A 14,194-nucleotide genomic window follows, 5' to 3' on the forward strand; every position below is an offset into this window, starting at 1 on the left:
GGTATGTTGTCGAAACAGGTCCCGCTTGGCATTTATGAAAAGGCGCTCCCCGCGGGGGAGTGCTGGTTAAAGCGCTTGCAGCTTGCGAAGCAGCTGGGCTTCGATTTTGTCGAGATGTCCGTCGATGAAACCGACGAACGCCTGTCCCGCCTGGACTGGAGCCGCGAGCAGCGTCTGGCGCTGGTAAGCGCAGTGGCTGAGACGGGCGTGCGCGTGCCTTCAATGTGCCTGAGCGCCCACCGCCGTTTCCCGCTGGGGAGCGAAGATGATGCGGTGCGCGCTCAGGGGCTGGAGATCATGCGCAAGGCGATTCAGTTTGCGCAGGACGTGGGGATCCGCGTTATCCAGCTGGCGGGCTACGATGTCTACTATCAGGAAGCCAACGACGAAACCCGCCGCCGCTTCCGCGATGGGCTGAAAGAGAGCGTGGAGATGGCCAGCCGTGCGCAGGTCACGCTGGCGATGGAGATCATGGACTATCCGCTCATGAACTCCATCAGCAAGGCGCTGGGTTACGCCCACTACCTGAACAACCCGTGGTTCCAGCTTTATCCTGATATCGGCAACCTGTCGGCATGGGATAACGATGTGCAGATGGAGCTACAGGCCGGGATGGGCCATATCGTCGCCGTGCATGTGAAGGATACGCGTCCTGGCGTGTTCAAAAATGTTCCGTTCGGCACCGGGGTGGTGGATTTCGAACGGTGCTTCCAGACCCTCAAGCAGGCTGGCTATTGCGGGCCCTGGCTGATTGAGATGTGGAGTGAAACGTCAGACGATCCGGCGGGCGAGGTGGCGAAGGCGCGAGACTGGGTGCGCGAACGCATGGTGCGGGCCGGTTTGCTGGAGGCTAAACATGAAGCAGCTTAAGCAGCAGGTTTATGAAGCCAACATGGATCTCCCGCGCTATGGCCTGGTGACGTTCACCTGGGGCAACGTCAGCGCTATCGATCGCGAGCAGGGACGGGTTGTCATCAAGCCCAGCGGAGTGGCTTACGACACCATGACGGCTGACGATATGGTTGTCGTGGATCTCGAGGGAAATGTCGTCGAGGGAAAATGGCGTCCATCTTCGGATACCGCGACCCATCTGGCGCTTTACCGGCGTTATCCGTCCCTCGGCGGCGTAGTGCATACCCACTCAACCCATGCCACGGCCTGGGCGCAGGCGGGGCTGTCGATTCCGGCGCTGGGCACCACTCACGCAGACTATTTCTTCGGTGATATTCCCTGCACGCGAGCGCTCACTCAGGCGGAAGTGGAAGGGCAGTACGAGCTCAACACCGGGCATGTGATCGTGGAAACGCTCGGTGAACGTGAACCGCTGCATACGCCAGGGATTGTGGTGTATCAGCACGGTCCGTTCTCCTGGGGAAAAGATGCCCACGACGCCGTACACAACGCGGTGGTGATGGAAGAGGTGGCGAGAATGGCGTGGATTGCCCGCGGCATTAACCCGCAGCTTCAGGGCATTGATGATTACCTGATGAACAAGCATTTCATGCGCAAGCATGGCCCGAACGCCTACTACGGGCAGAAGTGAAAAAGTGCTCTGGAATACCAAAATGTTGTAACCGGGGGTATTTCAGAGCCATCCAAAAAAATGCCCCCGGGCAGGGGGCAAATCAAACTATGGCTATTTGTCTTTGTTGGCTTTCCTGGTGCTAGCGTTAAAGCGTTACCGGTAGATATCCGCACTGGCGTGCATATTGCCGTTGCTGCCGGGCTCGCGCGTGAGCATCACGTGATAATAGGTCGCGCCCTGTGCATCGGTTTCTTCATTGAGTGCCTGATCTGCTTCACTTTCTGTGGCGAAATTATGATTGATGTAGATTACGCCCAAGCTTTGCACATCATCCATGTTTCTGGCCTGTCGGCCGTCTATTTTGATGGCTGCCATCGCGTTTGCACTAAGCAAAAGCGCAGCCAGTATGGCAATTGCGATTTTTTTCATGATATGCGCTCCACGACTGCGTGCTGTGTGACGGTTGATACTTCTCCTTCTGCCTTTGGATGGTCTCTGATTAAAGTGTAATCGCTTCTCTGATGGGGATTGGTGACCATTTCTGATGCTGTTGTTCAAAAAAACAACGCTTTCGAATGTGATTAATTTTAAATCATCCACTTAGTCCAGCTTTACGCTTTGTGCGAATTATTTGTGCAATCAGCTTGAGTTTCCAGGGGCGCGCAAGTATTATGACGCGTCAATTTTTCAGCCGACCTTTAACACGTTCCTTGCCTCCCCGGGCCTCGGCTGACCCAGACAGGAGGCTGAATAATCCGTAAGGAGCAATTCGATGCGTCATTACGAAATCGTTTTTATGGTCCATCCTGACCAGAGCGAACAGGTTCCGGGTATGATCGAGCGTTACTCTGCTGCCATCACTGGTGCAGAAGGTACGATCCACCGTCTGGAAGACTGGGGCCGCCGTCAGCTGGCTTACCCGATCAACAAACTGCACAAAGCACACTACGTTCTGATGAACGTTGAAGCTCCGCAGGAAGTGATCGATGAGCTGGAAACTACCTTCCGCTTCAACGATGCCGTTATCCGCAGCATGGTTATGCGTACCAAAAACGCAGTTACCGAAGCATCTCCGATGGTTAAAGCGAAAGACGAGCGCCGTGAGCGTCGCGATGATTTCGCAAACGAAACCGCAGATGATTCTGATGCTGGGGATTCTGAAGAGTAATTTCTGATGACCAACCGTCTGGTGTTGTCAGGCACAGTGTGCAGGACCCCCCTTCGAAAGGTCAGTCCATCAGGAATTCCGCATTGCCAGTTCGTGCTTGAGCATCGTTCTGTGCAAGAGGAAGCCGGGTTTCACCGGCAGGCGTGGTGCCAAATGCCCGTTATTATTAGCGGACACGAAAACCAGGCCATTACTCACAGTATAACGGTCGGTAGTGCAGTAATCGTTCAGGGGTTCATCTCTTGCCACAAGGCAAAGAACGGTCTGAGCAAAATGGTTCTGCATGCCGAGCAGATTGATTTGATAGATTCTGGAGACTAGCCATATGGCACGTTATTTCCGTCGTCGCAAGTTCTGCCGTTTCACCGCGGAAGGCGTTCAAGAGATCGACTATAAAGATATCGCAACGCTGAAAAACTACATCACCGAAAGCGGTAAGATTGTCCCAAGCCGTATCACCGGTACTCGTGCAAAATACCAGCGTCAGCTGGCTCGCGCTATCAAACGCGCTCGCTACCTGTCTCTGCTGCCGTACACTGATCGTCATCAGTAATCGGGCACGGTCCATTAATACGACTTTAAGAGGATAAGGTAATGCAAGTTATTCTGCTTGATAAAGTAGCAAACCTGGGCAGCCTGGGTGATCAGGTAAACGTTAAAGCGGGCTACGCTCGTAACTTCCTGGTTCCACAGGGTAAAGCTGTTCCAGCTACCAAGAAAAACGTAGAGTTTTTCGAAGCACGTCGCGCTGAACTGGAAGCCAAACTGGCTGACGTTCTGGCGGCTGCTAACGCTCGCGCTGAGTCAATCAACGCACTGGGTACCGTTACCATCGCTTCCAAATCTGGCGACGAAGGTAAACTGTTCGGTTCCATCGGTACTCGCGACATCGCTGACGCTGTAACTGCAGCTGGCGTGAACGTTGCTAAGAGCGAAGTTCGTCTGCCGAACGGCGTTCTGCGTACCACTGGTGAGCACGAAGTGGACTTCCAGGTTCACAGCGAAGTGTTCGCTAAACTGGTAGTTAACGTTGTAGCTGAGTAATTTTTTACTCTGCTCACGTCGAAGCGCCGGCCTTGTGCCGGCGTTTTGCTTTTTAGCGCGACCCCATTCCGCCTTTTCATCTTGTATGGTAGCTATTCCTGGCGCATTCTCAGATAATAAAATGAAACGCAATTTTATCTTTGAGATTTGCTATGGACACCCCCTTATCCGCACCGATTTTCGCCCGTAAAAACGTCGCTTATGCCTGCGCCACGCTGTGCTGCTTGCTGTGGGGTAGCTCTTACCCGGCAATCAAAAGCGGCTATGAGCTGTTTAATATTGCGACGGACGATATCCCCTCTAAAGTTGTCTTTGCCGGATACCGTTTTCTCTTCGCGGGCCTGCTCCTGCTGCTGTTCGCCCTTGCCCAGCGCAAGCCGATTGCCCGGCTAACGCCCGGACAGTTTGGCCAGCTCACGATCCTTGGCCTGACTCAGACCTCAATCCAGTACACCTTCTTTTATATCGGCCTGGCCTATACCACCGGCGTCAACGGCTCCATCATGAACGCCACCGGCACCTTCTTCAGCGTGCTGCTGGCGCACTTCATCTACCACAACGACAGGCTCAGCTATAACAAGGCGCTTGGCTGTATTCTCGGCTTTGGCGGGGTGATGCTGGTGAACTTCCACAGCGGGCTGAGCGAGTTCAGGTTCGTGTGGAACGGCGACGGCTTCGTGGTGCTGGCGGCCTTTATTCTCTCCGCCGCGACGCTTTACGGAAAACGCATCTCCCAGACCGTCGACCCGACGGTGATGACCGGATGGCAGCTTGCCATCGGCGGTGCGGTGCTGGTGGCGGGAGGCTACGGAACGGGCGGAACGCTGGAGGTTCACAGCCTGGCGGCGGTGGCGGTGCTCGGCTATCTGACCTTGCTCTCGTCCGTGGCCTTTGCGCTGTGGAGCGTGCTGCTGAAGGTGAACCGCGTCAGTATGATCGCGCCTTTCAACTTCGTGGTTCCCGTGGCGGGCACGGTGCTTTCCGCCATTTTCCTCGGCGAAAACATACTCGACGTGAAGTACGCGATTGCGCTGGTGCTGGTGTGTTCCGGGATTTGGTGGGTGAACAAGCGTAGCGCTTAGGCGTGATTGCCGGGCAGCGCTGGCGCTTGCCCGGCATGAAAACGTTAGCGAACCCGGATAAAGCTGCCGTCGGGCTGGCGGGTGAACAGCACCTGCTGGCCGTTCCCGGCGTCAATCGTCAGCCCGGTCACCACGCCGCTGGCGTTCTGGCGGATCTGTACCATCTGGCCGTTCTGCAAATTGCTGAGCGGTTTGCCCGCCCCTTCAACCTGCGCCATTGAGTAGACGTCGGTCGGCGGCAGATTATGGTCGCGGAACAGCTGTGCGAGAGTTTTGCCTGGTTCGACGCGATACGAACGCCATTGCTGCTCGATACCGGTCGGCTGCTGCGCCTGGGTCTGCTCAGGGGCGGCGGTCTGCTCCTGCGGCTGTTCGTCCTGAATCGGCTCAGGCTCCACCGGCGCGACCTGGCCCGGATCGTTTGTTGGTGCCACCAGCTGCGTCTGCATCGGCTGAGCGTCAGGCTGCGGCTGCGCCTGAGACTGGATATCCAGCTGGGCGTTGCGGGTAACCGGCTCGCTCACGCTATCATCGCCGCCGGAAGGAAGCAGGAAGCCAACGATCACCAGCAGCGCCGCGATAATGATGCCTCTGCGGTGCAAGGGCGGCAGCGGATCCATAATGCGAAAGTTATCTGGCGCGTGCCAGATTTTCACCAGGGTAGGTTTCAGTTCAAATCGCCCGGGCATGGCTGTCCTCCTGCTCCGCGTCTTTTTTATCCTGTCCTGAGAAGTGTAGTTTGCTAACTGCCTGACGGGCGTAACAAAGTGGCCTTCCGTGACACATATTTGGGAAAATTCCTGACTGACTCTATTGTTTCTGTTTCCCCGCAATTTGTCATCTTAACTTAAGACAAAGTTTTACCGGATGGGGTGTGACTGTTATGCTGCCCGCTACTTTAAATGTGATGGAAGGAAAACCCATGACCACCCCGACTTTTGACACTATCGAAGCGCAGGCAAGCTACGGTATCGGCTTGCAGGTAGGACAGCAACTGAGCGAATCCGGCCTGGAAGGTCTGTTACCGGAAGCACTGGTGGCGGGTATCGCTGACGCGCTGGAAGGCAAACAGCCTGCGGTTCCGGTAGACGTTGTTCACCGTGCGCTGCGTGAAATCCACGAACGTGCTGACGCGGTACGTCGCGCGCGCTTCGAAGAGATGGCGGCAGAAGGCGTTAAGTTCCTGGAAGAGAACCGCGAGCGCGAAGGCGTGAACAGCACCGAGTCCGGCCTGCAGTTCCGCGTGATCAACCAGGGCGATGGCCCAATCCCGGCGCGCACTGACCACGTTCGCGTTCACTACACCGGTAAGCTGATCGACGGCACCGTGTTCGACAGCTCCGTGGCGCGCGGCGAACCGGCTGAATTCCCGGTCAACGGCGTTATCGCAGGCTGGATCGAAGCGCTGACCCTGATGCCGGTTGGCTCTAAATGGGAACTGACTATCCCGCAGAACCTGGCCTACGGCGAGCGCGGCGCTGGTGCGTCCATCCCGCCATTCAGCACCCTGGTGTTTGAAGTCGAGCTGCTGGAAATCCTGTAATCGGCTTTGCTTATTTCCTCTCTCCGCCCGGGGAGAGGAAAATAGTGATAAAACCTATAGTTACGACGTAATCAACATTTTATCTTGCAAACGAAACTGTTGCGTGTATTTTTGTGAGCTGTTTCGCGCTGTATGAGTGATATGACACTCACTTTCAACATATTGTTAACATAATATCCAAATCATAGTATTCATCCCGCCGATTCTTACCTAATATCGATTAGCCCCTACAGGGGACAGTCATTCGTTGACGTATTTAAAGGCCAGAAGAGCCTTAACAACACAGACAGGCATAACAGGAAAATATCAAATGGTAGATCAGGTAAAAGTCGTTGCCGATGAAGAGGCACCGTCTGAACAGTCGCTACGGCGCAATCTCACAAACCGTCATATCCAGCTTATCGCCATCGGCGGTGCCATCGGCACCGGGCTGTTTATGGGGTCGGGTAAAACCATCAGTCTTGCCGGGCCGTCGATCATCTTCGTTTATATGATCATCGGCTTCATGCTGTTCTTCGTGATGCGCGCAATGGGTGAATTGCTGCTCTCGAATCTCGAATACAAATCCTTTAGCGACTTTGCCTCCGACCTTTTAGGGCCGTGGGCGGGTTATTTCACCGGCTGGACATACTGGTTCTGCTGGGTAGTGACGGGCATGGCCGACGTCGTGGCGATCACCGCCTACGCGCAGTTCTGGTTCCCCGGGCTGTCGGACTGGGTGGCTTCGCTGGCGGTGATTATCCTGCTGCTGAGCCTGAACCTCGCCACCGTGAAAATGTTCGGTGAGATGGAGTTTTGGTTCGCGATGATCAAAATCGTCGCCATCGTGGGGCTGATTGTTGTCGGCCTGGTGATGGTTCTGACCCACTTCCAGTCACCAACCGGCGTCCAGGCGTCCTTTACCCATCTGTGGAATGACGGCGGCTGGTTCCCGAAAGGCATCAGCGGGTTCTTTGCTGGCTTCCAGATCGCGGTGTTCGCGTTTGTGGGGATCGAGCTAGTGGGCACCACGGCGGCGGAAACCAAAGATCCGGAGAAGTCGCTGCCGCGCGCCATTAACTCCATTCCGGTGCGTATCATTATGTTCTACGTGTTCGCGCTGATTATCATTATGTCGGTGACGCCGTGGAGCTCGGTTGTACCAAGCAAGAGCCCGTTCGTTGAGCTGTTCGTCCTGGTAGGGCTGCCTGCAGCCGCAAGCCTGATTAACTTCGTGGTGCTGACCTCTGCCGCGTCCTCTGCCAACAGCGGCGTGTTCTCCACCAGCCGTATGCTGTTTGGTCTGGCGCAGGAAGGCGTGGCGCCGCGCGCGTTTGCCAAGCTGTCCAAGCGTGCCGTTCCGGCGAAAGGGCTGACCTTCTCCTGCATGTGCCTGCTGGGCGGCGTGGTGATGCTCTACGTTAACCCGAGCGTGATTGGCGCATTCACCATGATCACCACGGTGTCGGCGATCCTGTTCATGTTCGTCTGGACCATCATCCTGTGCTCGTACCTGGTGTACCGCAAACAGCGTCCGCACCTGCATGAGAAATCGATCTACAAGATGCCGCTGGGCAAGCTGATGTGCTGGGTGTGCATGGCGTTCTTCGCGTTCGTCATCGTGCTGCTGACGCTGGAAGATGATACCCGCCAGGCGCTGATCGTGACCCCGCTGTGGTTTATCGCGCTGGGTCTGGGCTGGCTGTTTATCGGTAAGAAACGTATGGCTGGCGTAAGGTAAAAGCAAAACGGCAACTTCGGTTGCCGTTTTTAGTTTTTGCCCCCTCTCCCCGTGGGAGAGGGCCGGGGTGAGGGCATCAGGCTTCGGTGGCCTTTTTATTCCCCCGCTAATGCCCGCGGAAAAAGAACGTTATTCTCCAGACTGATGTGTTCCATCAGATCGTCGATCAGTTCATTAATCCCGTTGTACATCGCTTTCCACGTCGTACAGGCTTCCGGCGGCGGCGTAACGTTGTGGGTGGTATGTTTGATGACGTCCAGCAGCTCGCCTGCGTCGTCGTGTTCGCTTTCCATCACGCTGATGGGCCCCATCGCCTGGCTGCCCATGCCCTGTTTGATCATCGGGAAGAGGATCTGCTCTTCTTTCATCATGTGGCTGGAGAGCTCTTCGTGCAGCATGGTCAGGTACTTCGCCAGACCGCGCGGAACGGAGGGTTTGTCGGCGTGAACGCGCTCAACCTTGGTCGCCTGTAAAATCAGCTCCGGCAGCTGTTCGCGGTGGCGGTCGTGGTAACGCACGATGATGTGGTCGATGATTTCCGCCAGCGCGGCGTTGCGCCAGTCTTTTTCAACCGGCTGCTCGGCAAGCTTAGCCAGCTCGGCCTCAATCGAGTCGACGTCCAGCGCTTTGCGGGAGGCCGCGCGCGCCAGCGTTTGCTTACCGCCGCAGCAGTAGTCCATGTCGTATTTACGAAACAGCGCAGACGCGCGGGGGATGGAGAGCGCCAGCTCGCCGAGGGGTTGGTCGCGGAAGGCCATAGCAGTTACCTCATCATCAAAAATATAAGATGCATTTTAAATGCATCTTTTCGGCGTGGCTATAACCCTTTAGGGGCACGGTTGAATATGTGAAAGAGATCACAAAATTTATTGCCCTTTAACGTGCTGAATGAATTCGAAAAATTACCGAAACAGAGGTTTTGAAACTGAAGAAAGCGTAAATAAGCCGGCCTGCCTGCCGATAGATACAGGTCAGACAATATCCTGCATATAAAAAAGGCAACGCATGTTTAAACGTATAAAAGTCATTACCCTTCTGGTCTCGGTGCTGCTGGTGCTCGGCATCATGCAGCTGATCTCCGCGGGCATTTTCATTAATGCGCTCAACAACGATAAAGACAATTTCACCGTGTCGCAGGTGTCGAGCCAGAACGTGGCGGAATTTACCGACGCGTGGATAAGCCTGAACCAGGCGCGAGTCACCCTCAACCGCGGCATGCTGCGCCTGCAAAGCAGCATGGCCTCGCAGATTAACGGCGGTCAGCTGAACGAGCTGGTTAATACCGCGAAAAACCTGCTGGCCGATGCCCAGGCCCATTACGATAAATACTACGCGCTGCCGGAAACCCCGGGGCTGGACGAGAAGCTGTCGAGCCGGCTGGAGGAGCAGTACCGCATCTATTCCGCGACCCTGACGCAAATGAACGTGCTGCTGGGCCAGGGCAACCTGGAAGATATGTTTAAGCAGAACGCCGAGCAGAAGCAGACCGCGATGCAAAAGGTGTATCGCGAGTGGCGCGAGGCGCAGGCCGCGCTGACCAATAAAGGTATCCAGGATAATGAAAGCGACTATAAGCGCATCCTGTGGATCCTTTCCGCGGTGATGATCCTCGTCGTGGCGGTGATTATCTCCAGCTGGATCGCGATGCGCCGCGTGCTGCTGCTGCCGCTGGAAGAGGTGATCAACCATATCCGCGCTATCGCGGCGGGGGATTTAACCCAGCCGATTCAGGCGCAGGGTAAAAACGAAATGGCGATCCTGGCGCGCAACGTACAGGAGATGCAAACCTCTCTGGCGAACACCGTCGGCGTGGTGCGCGAAGGTGCGGACACCATCTACACCGGCGCGGGTGAGATTTCCGCGGGCAGCAACGATCTCTCTTCCCGTACCGAGCAGCAGGCCGCTTCTCTGGAAGAGACCGCCGCCAGCATGGAACAGCTGACCGCCACCGTGAAGCAGAACGCCGATAACGCGCGTCAGGCTTCCCGTCTGGCGCTGGACGCCTCGTCCACCGCGAAGAAGGGCGGCAACGTGGTGGAGGGCGTGGTGCGCACGATGGACGAGATCGCCACCAGCTCCAGCAAGATTGCGCAGATCACCAACGTGATCGACGGCATTGCCTTCCAGACCAACATTCTGGCGCTGAACGCGGCGGTGGAAGCGGCGCGCGCGGGCGAGCAGGGCCGCGGTTTTGCGGTGGTGGCGGGTGAAGTGCGTACCCTTGCCCAGCGCAGCGCCCAGGCGGCGAAGGAGATCAAGGCGCTGATCGACGATTCCGGCGAGCGCGTGAGCGCGGGCTCTCAGCTGGTGAACGAGGCGGGCGCGACGATGGCGGAGATTGTGAATGCGGTGACCCGCGTGACCGACATCATGGGCGAGATCGCCTCGGCCTCCGACGAGCAGAGCCGCGGCATTGACCAGGTCGGGCAGGCGGTGGCCGAGATGGATCGCGTGACGCAGCAAAACGCCTCGCTGGTGGAAGAGTCTGCCGCAGCGGCGGCGGCGCTGGAAGACCAGGCTGCGCGCCTGAACGAGGCGGTGGCGGTGTTTAAAATTACCCGTTACCAGGCGGTGAAGACCCCGGTCGCGAAGGCGTTCGTCCCCACGGCAAAACCGGCGGCGGCGATGTCGGAAGCGAACTGGGAAACCTTCTAAACCGCGCCCGGTGGCGGCTGCGCCTTACCGGGCCTACGGTCTTGTAGGCCCTGCAAGCGCAGCGCCGCCGGGCATTCTCACATCTCCGAAGCCGGAACCACGCTCGGTTTTTCCGGCTTCGCTCTCACCGCAATCACCACCCCCACTACCAGCAGCGCGATGCCGCAGGCCGTCAGCAGCGGCGGTACGCTCTGGCGAATCAGGAAGGTATACAGCAGCCCGGCCAGAGTTTCGAAGACGATCAGCGGTCCGAGGATCACCGTCGGCAGCTTCTGGCTGGCGATATTCCAGCACAGCGCCCCTACCCACGAGCACAGCACCGCGATAGCCACCATCAGCCCGACAAACAGCCACGGACGCGGGCCAAACGGCAGGGCGAATGCCGGCTGCTGTATGCCCAGCCACGCGCAGGCGCCCGCGTATCCCACCAGCGACACCGGCAGCGTCACCAGCGCCTGCGCCGTTGCCCACATCATCGGGTGTTTATCCGGGTTCTCCCGCAGCCAGCGGGCGTTGCGCAGGGCATACCACGCCCAGCACCCCACCGACACGCACGCCAGCACAATGCCCGTACCGTAACGCCACGGGTCGAAATCCACCGGGCCGTGGCTTAGCTCGGCAACGTTCACGCACGCCAGCCCAACGGCGATACACGCCAGCGCGGGGGCCATCTTCGACCACGCCAGCTTGCCGTCGCGGTGGCTGTAAAGCAGGTTGGCAAAGACCGGGATCACCACCGGGAGCGTGCCGATAATCATGGTCGACACCGGCGCGCCGGTACGCTGAATGGCGCTGGCGAGGCAGACGTAATAGATGAGATTGCCCATCATGGTCAGCGCCAGGGCGGTTCCCCAGTCCCTGCGGCTCAGCTGGCGCAAACGCGCCCGCCCGAGCCACGCCAGAGGAAGGGCAATCAGCCCGAGCGCCAGATAGCGCCCGGTGGACTGCAATATCGCCGGGTATTCCGGAACGATCAAAGGGCCGACAAAAATCAGCCCCCACATTAAGCCTGCAAGCAGGGCATACAACACGCCGCTAACCATCTTTCCATCCCTATTGATTCACTCTGCGTCCAGTGTAGGTGGGGAGAGGGCGGGCGTATTGTATGAGGTTGCGCATTAGCGCTTCGCCACCTGTTTCTGGTAGCGCACGGGGGTAATGCCGTAGCGGTGAGTAAAGGCGCGGGTCAGGTGGGACTGATCCGTCAGGCCGGTCGCCGCCGCCACCTCTGCGGCGGGCATGCCGTGGGTGAGAAAGGCTTTGGCGCGCCACAGGCGGATCGCCATCAGCATCTGGTGCGGGGTCACGTGAAAGTGGGCTTTAAACTGGCGCTGAAAATGATACGGGCTCAGCGACACCACGTTCGCCAGTTCGTCCAGGGTGACCGGGTGCATATAGTTGTCGTGCAGATAGTCGCGCACGCGCTCGAAGCGGTGCGCCCCTTCCCGAACCTCCGGCTCGTGACGGGCGAAGGGCTGGAACGTGTCGATAAGCTCCAGCAGCAGCCCTTTTTGCGCCAGCGGATCGTCCGTGTGCCACAGGCCGTAGATCAGCCGACCGATTTGCTGCGAGCGCAGCGGGTCGTGGCGCGTTACCTCGCTAAACCACCAGTGGCGAAGGCCGGTGACCTCTTCAAGCAGGGCGGGTTCGAGATAGACCATCCGGTAGCGCCAGCCGTCGTCGGTGGCGGACTCACCGGTGTGGATCTCGTCGGGATTCATGGTGACAACGGACTGTGCGGGGGCGAGGTGCTGCGTCCCGCGATAGCGAAAGCGCTCGGCACCGGTTTCTATCGTGCCAATGCCGAAGGCTTCATGGGTGTGAGGCTCAAAGGCGTAGTCTGAGATATGCGCATGATAAAGTTCGATGCCCGGCACCTGCGCCAGGTGGCGAAAGCGCGCGCTGTCTCTCTCATCAATGAACTGTTCCGGTACGCCTTGCACGGTGAGCCTCCTCGTGGGTCATCGCTTCATTATCAGAGATGACCCCGGGGGATGCCACAAAAAATAACCAATTTTTAACAATTACAGGATGGCGCTGACGCTCTGGGCAAGCGTTGTGGTCGGGCGACCGATCAGCGCGCTCAGCGTGCGGCTGTCGTCGAACAGACCGCCCTTCGCGGCGCCGGTGTCGGAGTCGGCCAGCATATCTGCCAGTCCGGCAGGCAGACCCACGCCCTTCAGCGCGGCGGCAAAGTCGGCTTCGCTCAGGTTCTGGTAGGTCACGTTTTTGCCGCTCTGCTTGCTCAGCTCGGCCGCCAGCTCGCTCAGCGTCCACGCGCTGTCGCCCGCCAGCTCGTACACCTTGCCTGCGTGACCGTCTTCGGAAATCACTTTCGCCGCGGCTGCCGCGTAGTCAGCGCGGGTCGCGGAGGCAATTTTGCCTTCTCCGGCGGCGCCAATAAACACGCCGTGCTCCAGCGCAGGCGGCGCGCTCGCCAGGTAGTTTTCGGTGTACCAGCCGTTGCGCAGCAGGGCGTAGGGCACGCCGGACTCGGCCAGCGCCTTCTCGGTGGCGACGTGCTCAACGTGCAGGCTGAGCGGGGAGGTATCCGCGTGCAGCAGGCTGGTGTAAGCGATGAATTTCACGCCCGCCGCTTTCGCCGCGTTAATGACGTTCTGGTGCTGCACGGCGCGCTGGCCCACTTCGCTGGACGAGATCAGCAGCAGTTTGTCCACGCCGTTCAGCGCCTGAGTGAATGCCGCCTGGTCGGTGTAGTCCGCCTGACGCACGACAATGCCCTGCTGGCTCAGCGCCGCGGCTTTTGCCGGGTTACGCACAATGGCGACGATCTTATCTGCCGCAACGGTTTTCAGCAGCTGTTCGATAACGAGTTGGCCAAGCTGGCCGGTGGCGCCGGTAATCGCGATCATGAGAGAACTCCTTCGTGTTTGTCTGGTGTTGTGGCACACTATCACCATCACTAACTTTTAGTAAGTACGTACAAAAAGGTAAGTATGAAAACGACCCCAACCCTGAGCGAACAGCTGCGTGACGGAAACCTGTTCGCCGAGCAGTGCCCGTCGCGCGAAGTGTTAAAGCACGTCACCAGCCGCTGGGGCGTGTTGATTCTGGTGGCGTTACGCGAGGGCACGCACCGTTTCAGCGATCTGCGCCGCAAGATGGGCGGAGTGAGCGAAAAAATGCTGGCCCAGTCGCTACAGGCGCTGGAGCAGGACGGATTTGTCGATCGCGTGTCGTATCCGGTGGTGCCGCCACACGTGGAGTATAGCCTGACGCCGTTGGGGTTTGAGGTGAGCGAGAAGGTGGCTGCGCTGGCGGACTGGATCGAGGTTCATACGCCGCAGGTGCTGGCGAATCGGGACGATAGGGCGGCGTAAATGCAGGTGCAATGCGGGCTGGTGCCCTCACCCTAACCCTCTCCCACAGGGAGAGGGGACCGATCGAGCGATGAGTGACTACAGCGATTTCATTGCCTGCATAAAAGATAATCTTA

Annotated in this window: 17 protein-coding genes; 11 read left to right on the forward strand and 6 right to left on the reverse strand. The window is 58.0% G+C overall.

Annotation, left to right across the window (positions count from 1 at the left end; genetic code table 11):
* The first annotated feature begins 3 nt into the window (after positions 1–3).
* Positions 4–870: an L-ribulose-5-phosphate 3-epimerase gene (locus tag AB6V08_RS17100; protein WP_368544012.1), complete on the forward strand. Its 867-nt coding sequence runs from the start codon at positions 4–6 to the stop codon at positions 868–870.
* A complete protein-coding gene (locus tag AB6V08_RS17105) occupies positions 857–1,543 on the forward strand; it encodes an L-ribulose-5-phosphate 4-epimerase (protein WP_368544013.1) in 687 nt (228 codons plus the stop codon). Before AB6V08_RS17100 ends, AB6V08_RS17105 begins: the two co-directional genes overlap by 14 nt.
* A gap of 135 nt (positions 1,544–1,678) precedes the next feature.
* Here the strand turns inward: AB6V08_RS17105 and yjfY are convergent, their stop codons facing one another.
* Positions 1,679–1,954, reverse strand: a complete 276-nt coding sequence (gene yjfY / locus AB6V08_RS17110) for a DUF1471 family protein YjfY (RefSeq protein ID WP_368544014.1) — start codon at positions 1,952–1,954, stop codon at positions 1,679–1,681.
* Positions 1,955–2,297: 343 nt separating this feature from the next.
* On the opposite strand from yjfY, the gene rpsF reads away from it, so the two are divergent.
* The 5 genes from rpsF to AB6V08_RS17135 all read left to right on the forward strand — a co-directional run bounded on the left by rpsF (position 2,298) and on the right by AB6V08_RS17135 (position 4,819).
* Entirely contained in the window at positions 2,298–2,693 is a 396-nt protein-coding gene (rpsF, locus tag AB6V08_RS17115; protein WP_014068637.1) for a 30S ribosomal protein S6, read from the forward strand.
* A 6-nt stretch (positions 2,694–2,699) separates the two neighbouring features.
* A complete protein-coding gene (gene priB / locus AB6V08_RS17120) occupies positions 2,700–3,014 on the forward strand; it encodes a primosomal replication protein N (RefSeq protein ID WP_014068638.1) in 315 nt (104 codons plus the stop codon).
* A 4-nt stretch (positions 3,015–3,018) separates the two neighbouring features.
* Complete coding sequence (gene rpsR, locus AB6V08_RS17125; protein WP_000135199.1) at positions 3,019–3,246, forward strand: 30S ribosomal protein S18; 228 nt, start codon at positions 3,019–3,021, stop codon at positions 3,244–3,246.
* A gap of 41 nt (positions 3,247–3,287) precedes the next feature.
* A complete protein-coding gene (gene rplI / locus AB6V08_RS17130; RefSeq protein ID WP_234673016.1) occupies positions 3,288–3,737 on the forward strand; it encodes a 50S ribosomal protein L9 in 450 nt (149 codons plus the stop codon).
* Between the two features lie 152 nt (positions 3,738–3,889).
* Entirely contained in the window at positions 3,890–4,819 is a 930-nt protein-coding gene (locus AB6V08_RS17135) for a DMT family transporter (RefSeq protein ID WP_368544015.1), read from the forward strand.
* 44 nt (positions 4,820–4,863) lie between these two features.
* On the opposite strand, the gene AB6V08_RS17140 is transcribed toward AB6V08_RS17135, so the two are convergent.
* A complete protein-coding gene (locus AB6V08_RS17140) occupies positions 4,864–5,508 on the reverse strand; it encodes an OapA family protein (protein WP_368544016.1) in 645 nt (214 codons plus the stop codon).
* Positions 5,509–5,741: 233 nt separating this feature from the next.
* On the opposite strand from AB6V08_RS17140, the gene fklB reads away from it, so the two are divergent.
* Both fklB and cycA read left to right on the forward strand, forming a co-directional pair.
* On the forward strand, positions 5,742–6,362 hold the full coding sequence (gene fklB, locus AB6V08_RS17145) for an FKBP-type peptidyl-prolyl cis-trans isomerase (protein WP_368544017.1): 621 nt from the start codon (positions 5,742–5,744) through the stop codon (positions 6,360–6,362).
* 310 nt (positions 6,363–6,672) lie between these two features.
* Positions 6,673–8,082: a D-serine/D-alanine/glycine transporter gene (cycA, locus tag AB6V08_RS17150; protein WP_368544018.1), complete on the forward strand. Its 1,410-nt coding sequence runs from the start codon at positions 6,673–6,675 to the stop codon at positions 8,080–8,082.
* Positions 8,083–8,177: 95 nt separating this feature from the next.
* On the opposite strand, the gene ytfE is transcribed toward cycA, so the two are convergent.
* Positions 8,178–8,840, reverse strand: coding sequence for an iron-sulfur cluster repair protein YtfE (gene ytfE / locus AB6V08_RS17155; RefSeq protein WP_368544019.1), 663 nt, complete (start codon positions 8,838–8,840; stop codon positions 8,178–8,180).
* 247 nt (positions 8,841–9,087) lie between these two features.
* On the opposite strand from ytfE, the gene AB6V08_RS17160 reads away from it, so the two are divergent.
* A complete protein-coding gene (locus tag AB6V08_RS17160) occupies positions 9,088–10,737 on the forward strand; it encodes a methyl-accepting chemotaxis protein (RefSeq protein WP_368544020.1) in 1,650 nt (549 codons plus the stop codon).
* A 77-nt stretch (positions 10,738–10,814) separates the two neighbouring features.
* Here AB6V08_RS17160 and AB6V08_RS17165 read toward each other — a convergent pair whose 3' ends face one another.
* The 3 genes from AB6V08_RS17165 to AB6V08_RS17175 all read right to left on the reverse strand — a co-directional run bounded on the left by AB6V08_RS17165 (position 10,815) and on the right by AB6V08_RS17175 (position 13,610).
* Positions 10,815–11,780 (reverse strand): DMT family transporter, encoded by a 966-nt coding sequence (locus AB6V08_RS17165; protein WP_368544021.1) that lies wholly within the window; start codon positions 11,778–11,780, stop codon positions 10,815–10,817.
* A 75-nt stretch (positions 11,781–11,855) separates the two neighbouring features.
* Positions 11,856–12,680, reverse strand: a complete 825-nt coding sequence (locus AB6V08_RS17170) for an AraC family transcriptional regulator (RefSeq protein ID WP_368544022.1) — start codon at positions 12,678–12,680, stop codon at positions 11,856–11,858.
* Between the two features lie 81 nt (positions 12,681–12,761).
* A complete protein-coding gene (locus AB6V08_RS17175) occupies positions 12,762–13,610 on the reverse strand; it encodes an SDR family oxidoreductase (RefSeq protein ID WP_368544023.1) in 849 nt (282 codons plus the stop codon).
* 84 nt (positions 13,611–13,694) lie between these two features.
* Between AB6V08_RS17175 and AB6V08_RS17180 the strand changes: the two genes are divergently transcribed.
* Positions 13,695–14,078: a winged helix-turn-helix transcriptional regulator gene (locus AB6V08_RS17180; RefSeq protein ID WP_368544024.1), complete on the forward strand. Its 384-nt coding sequence runs from the start codon at positions 13,695–13,697 to the stop codon at positions 14,076–14,078.
* Positions 14,079–14,194: the final 116 nt, after the last annotated feature.

The sequence above is a fragment of the Enterobacter soli genome, from assembly GCF_964208575.1.
Classification (GTDB): Bacteria; Pseudomonadota; Gammaproteobacteria; order Enterobacterales; family Enterobacteriaceae; genus Enterobacter; species Enterobacter soli_A.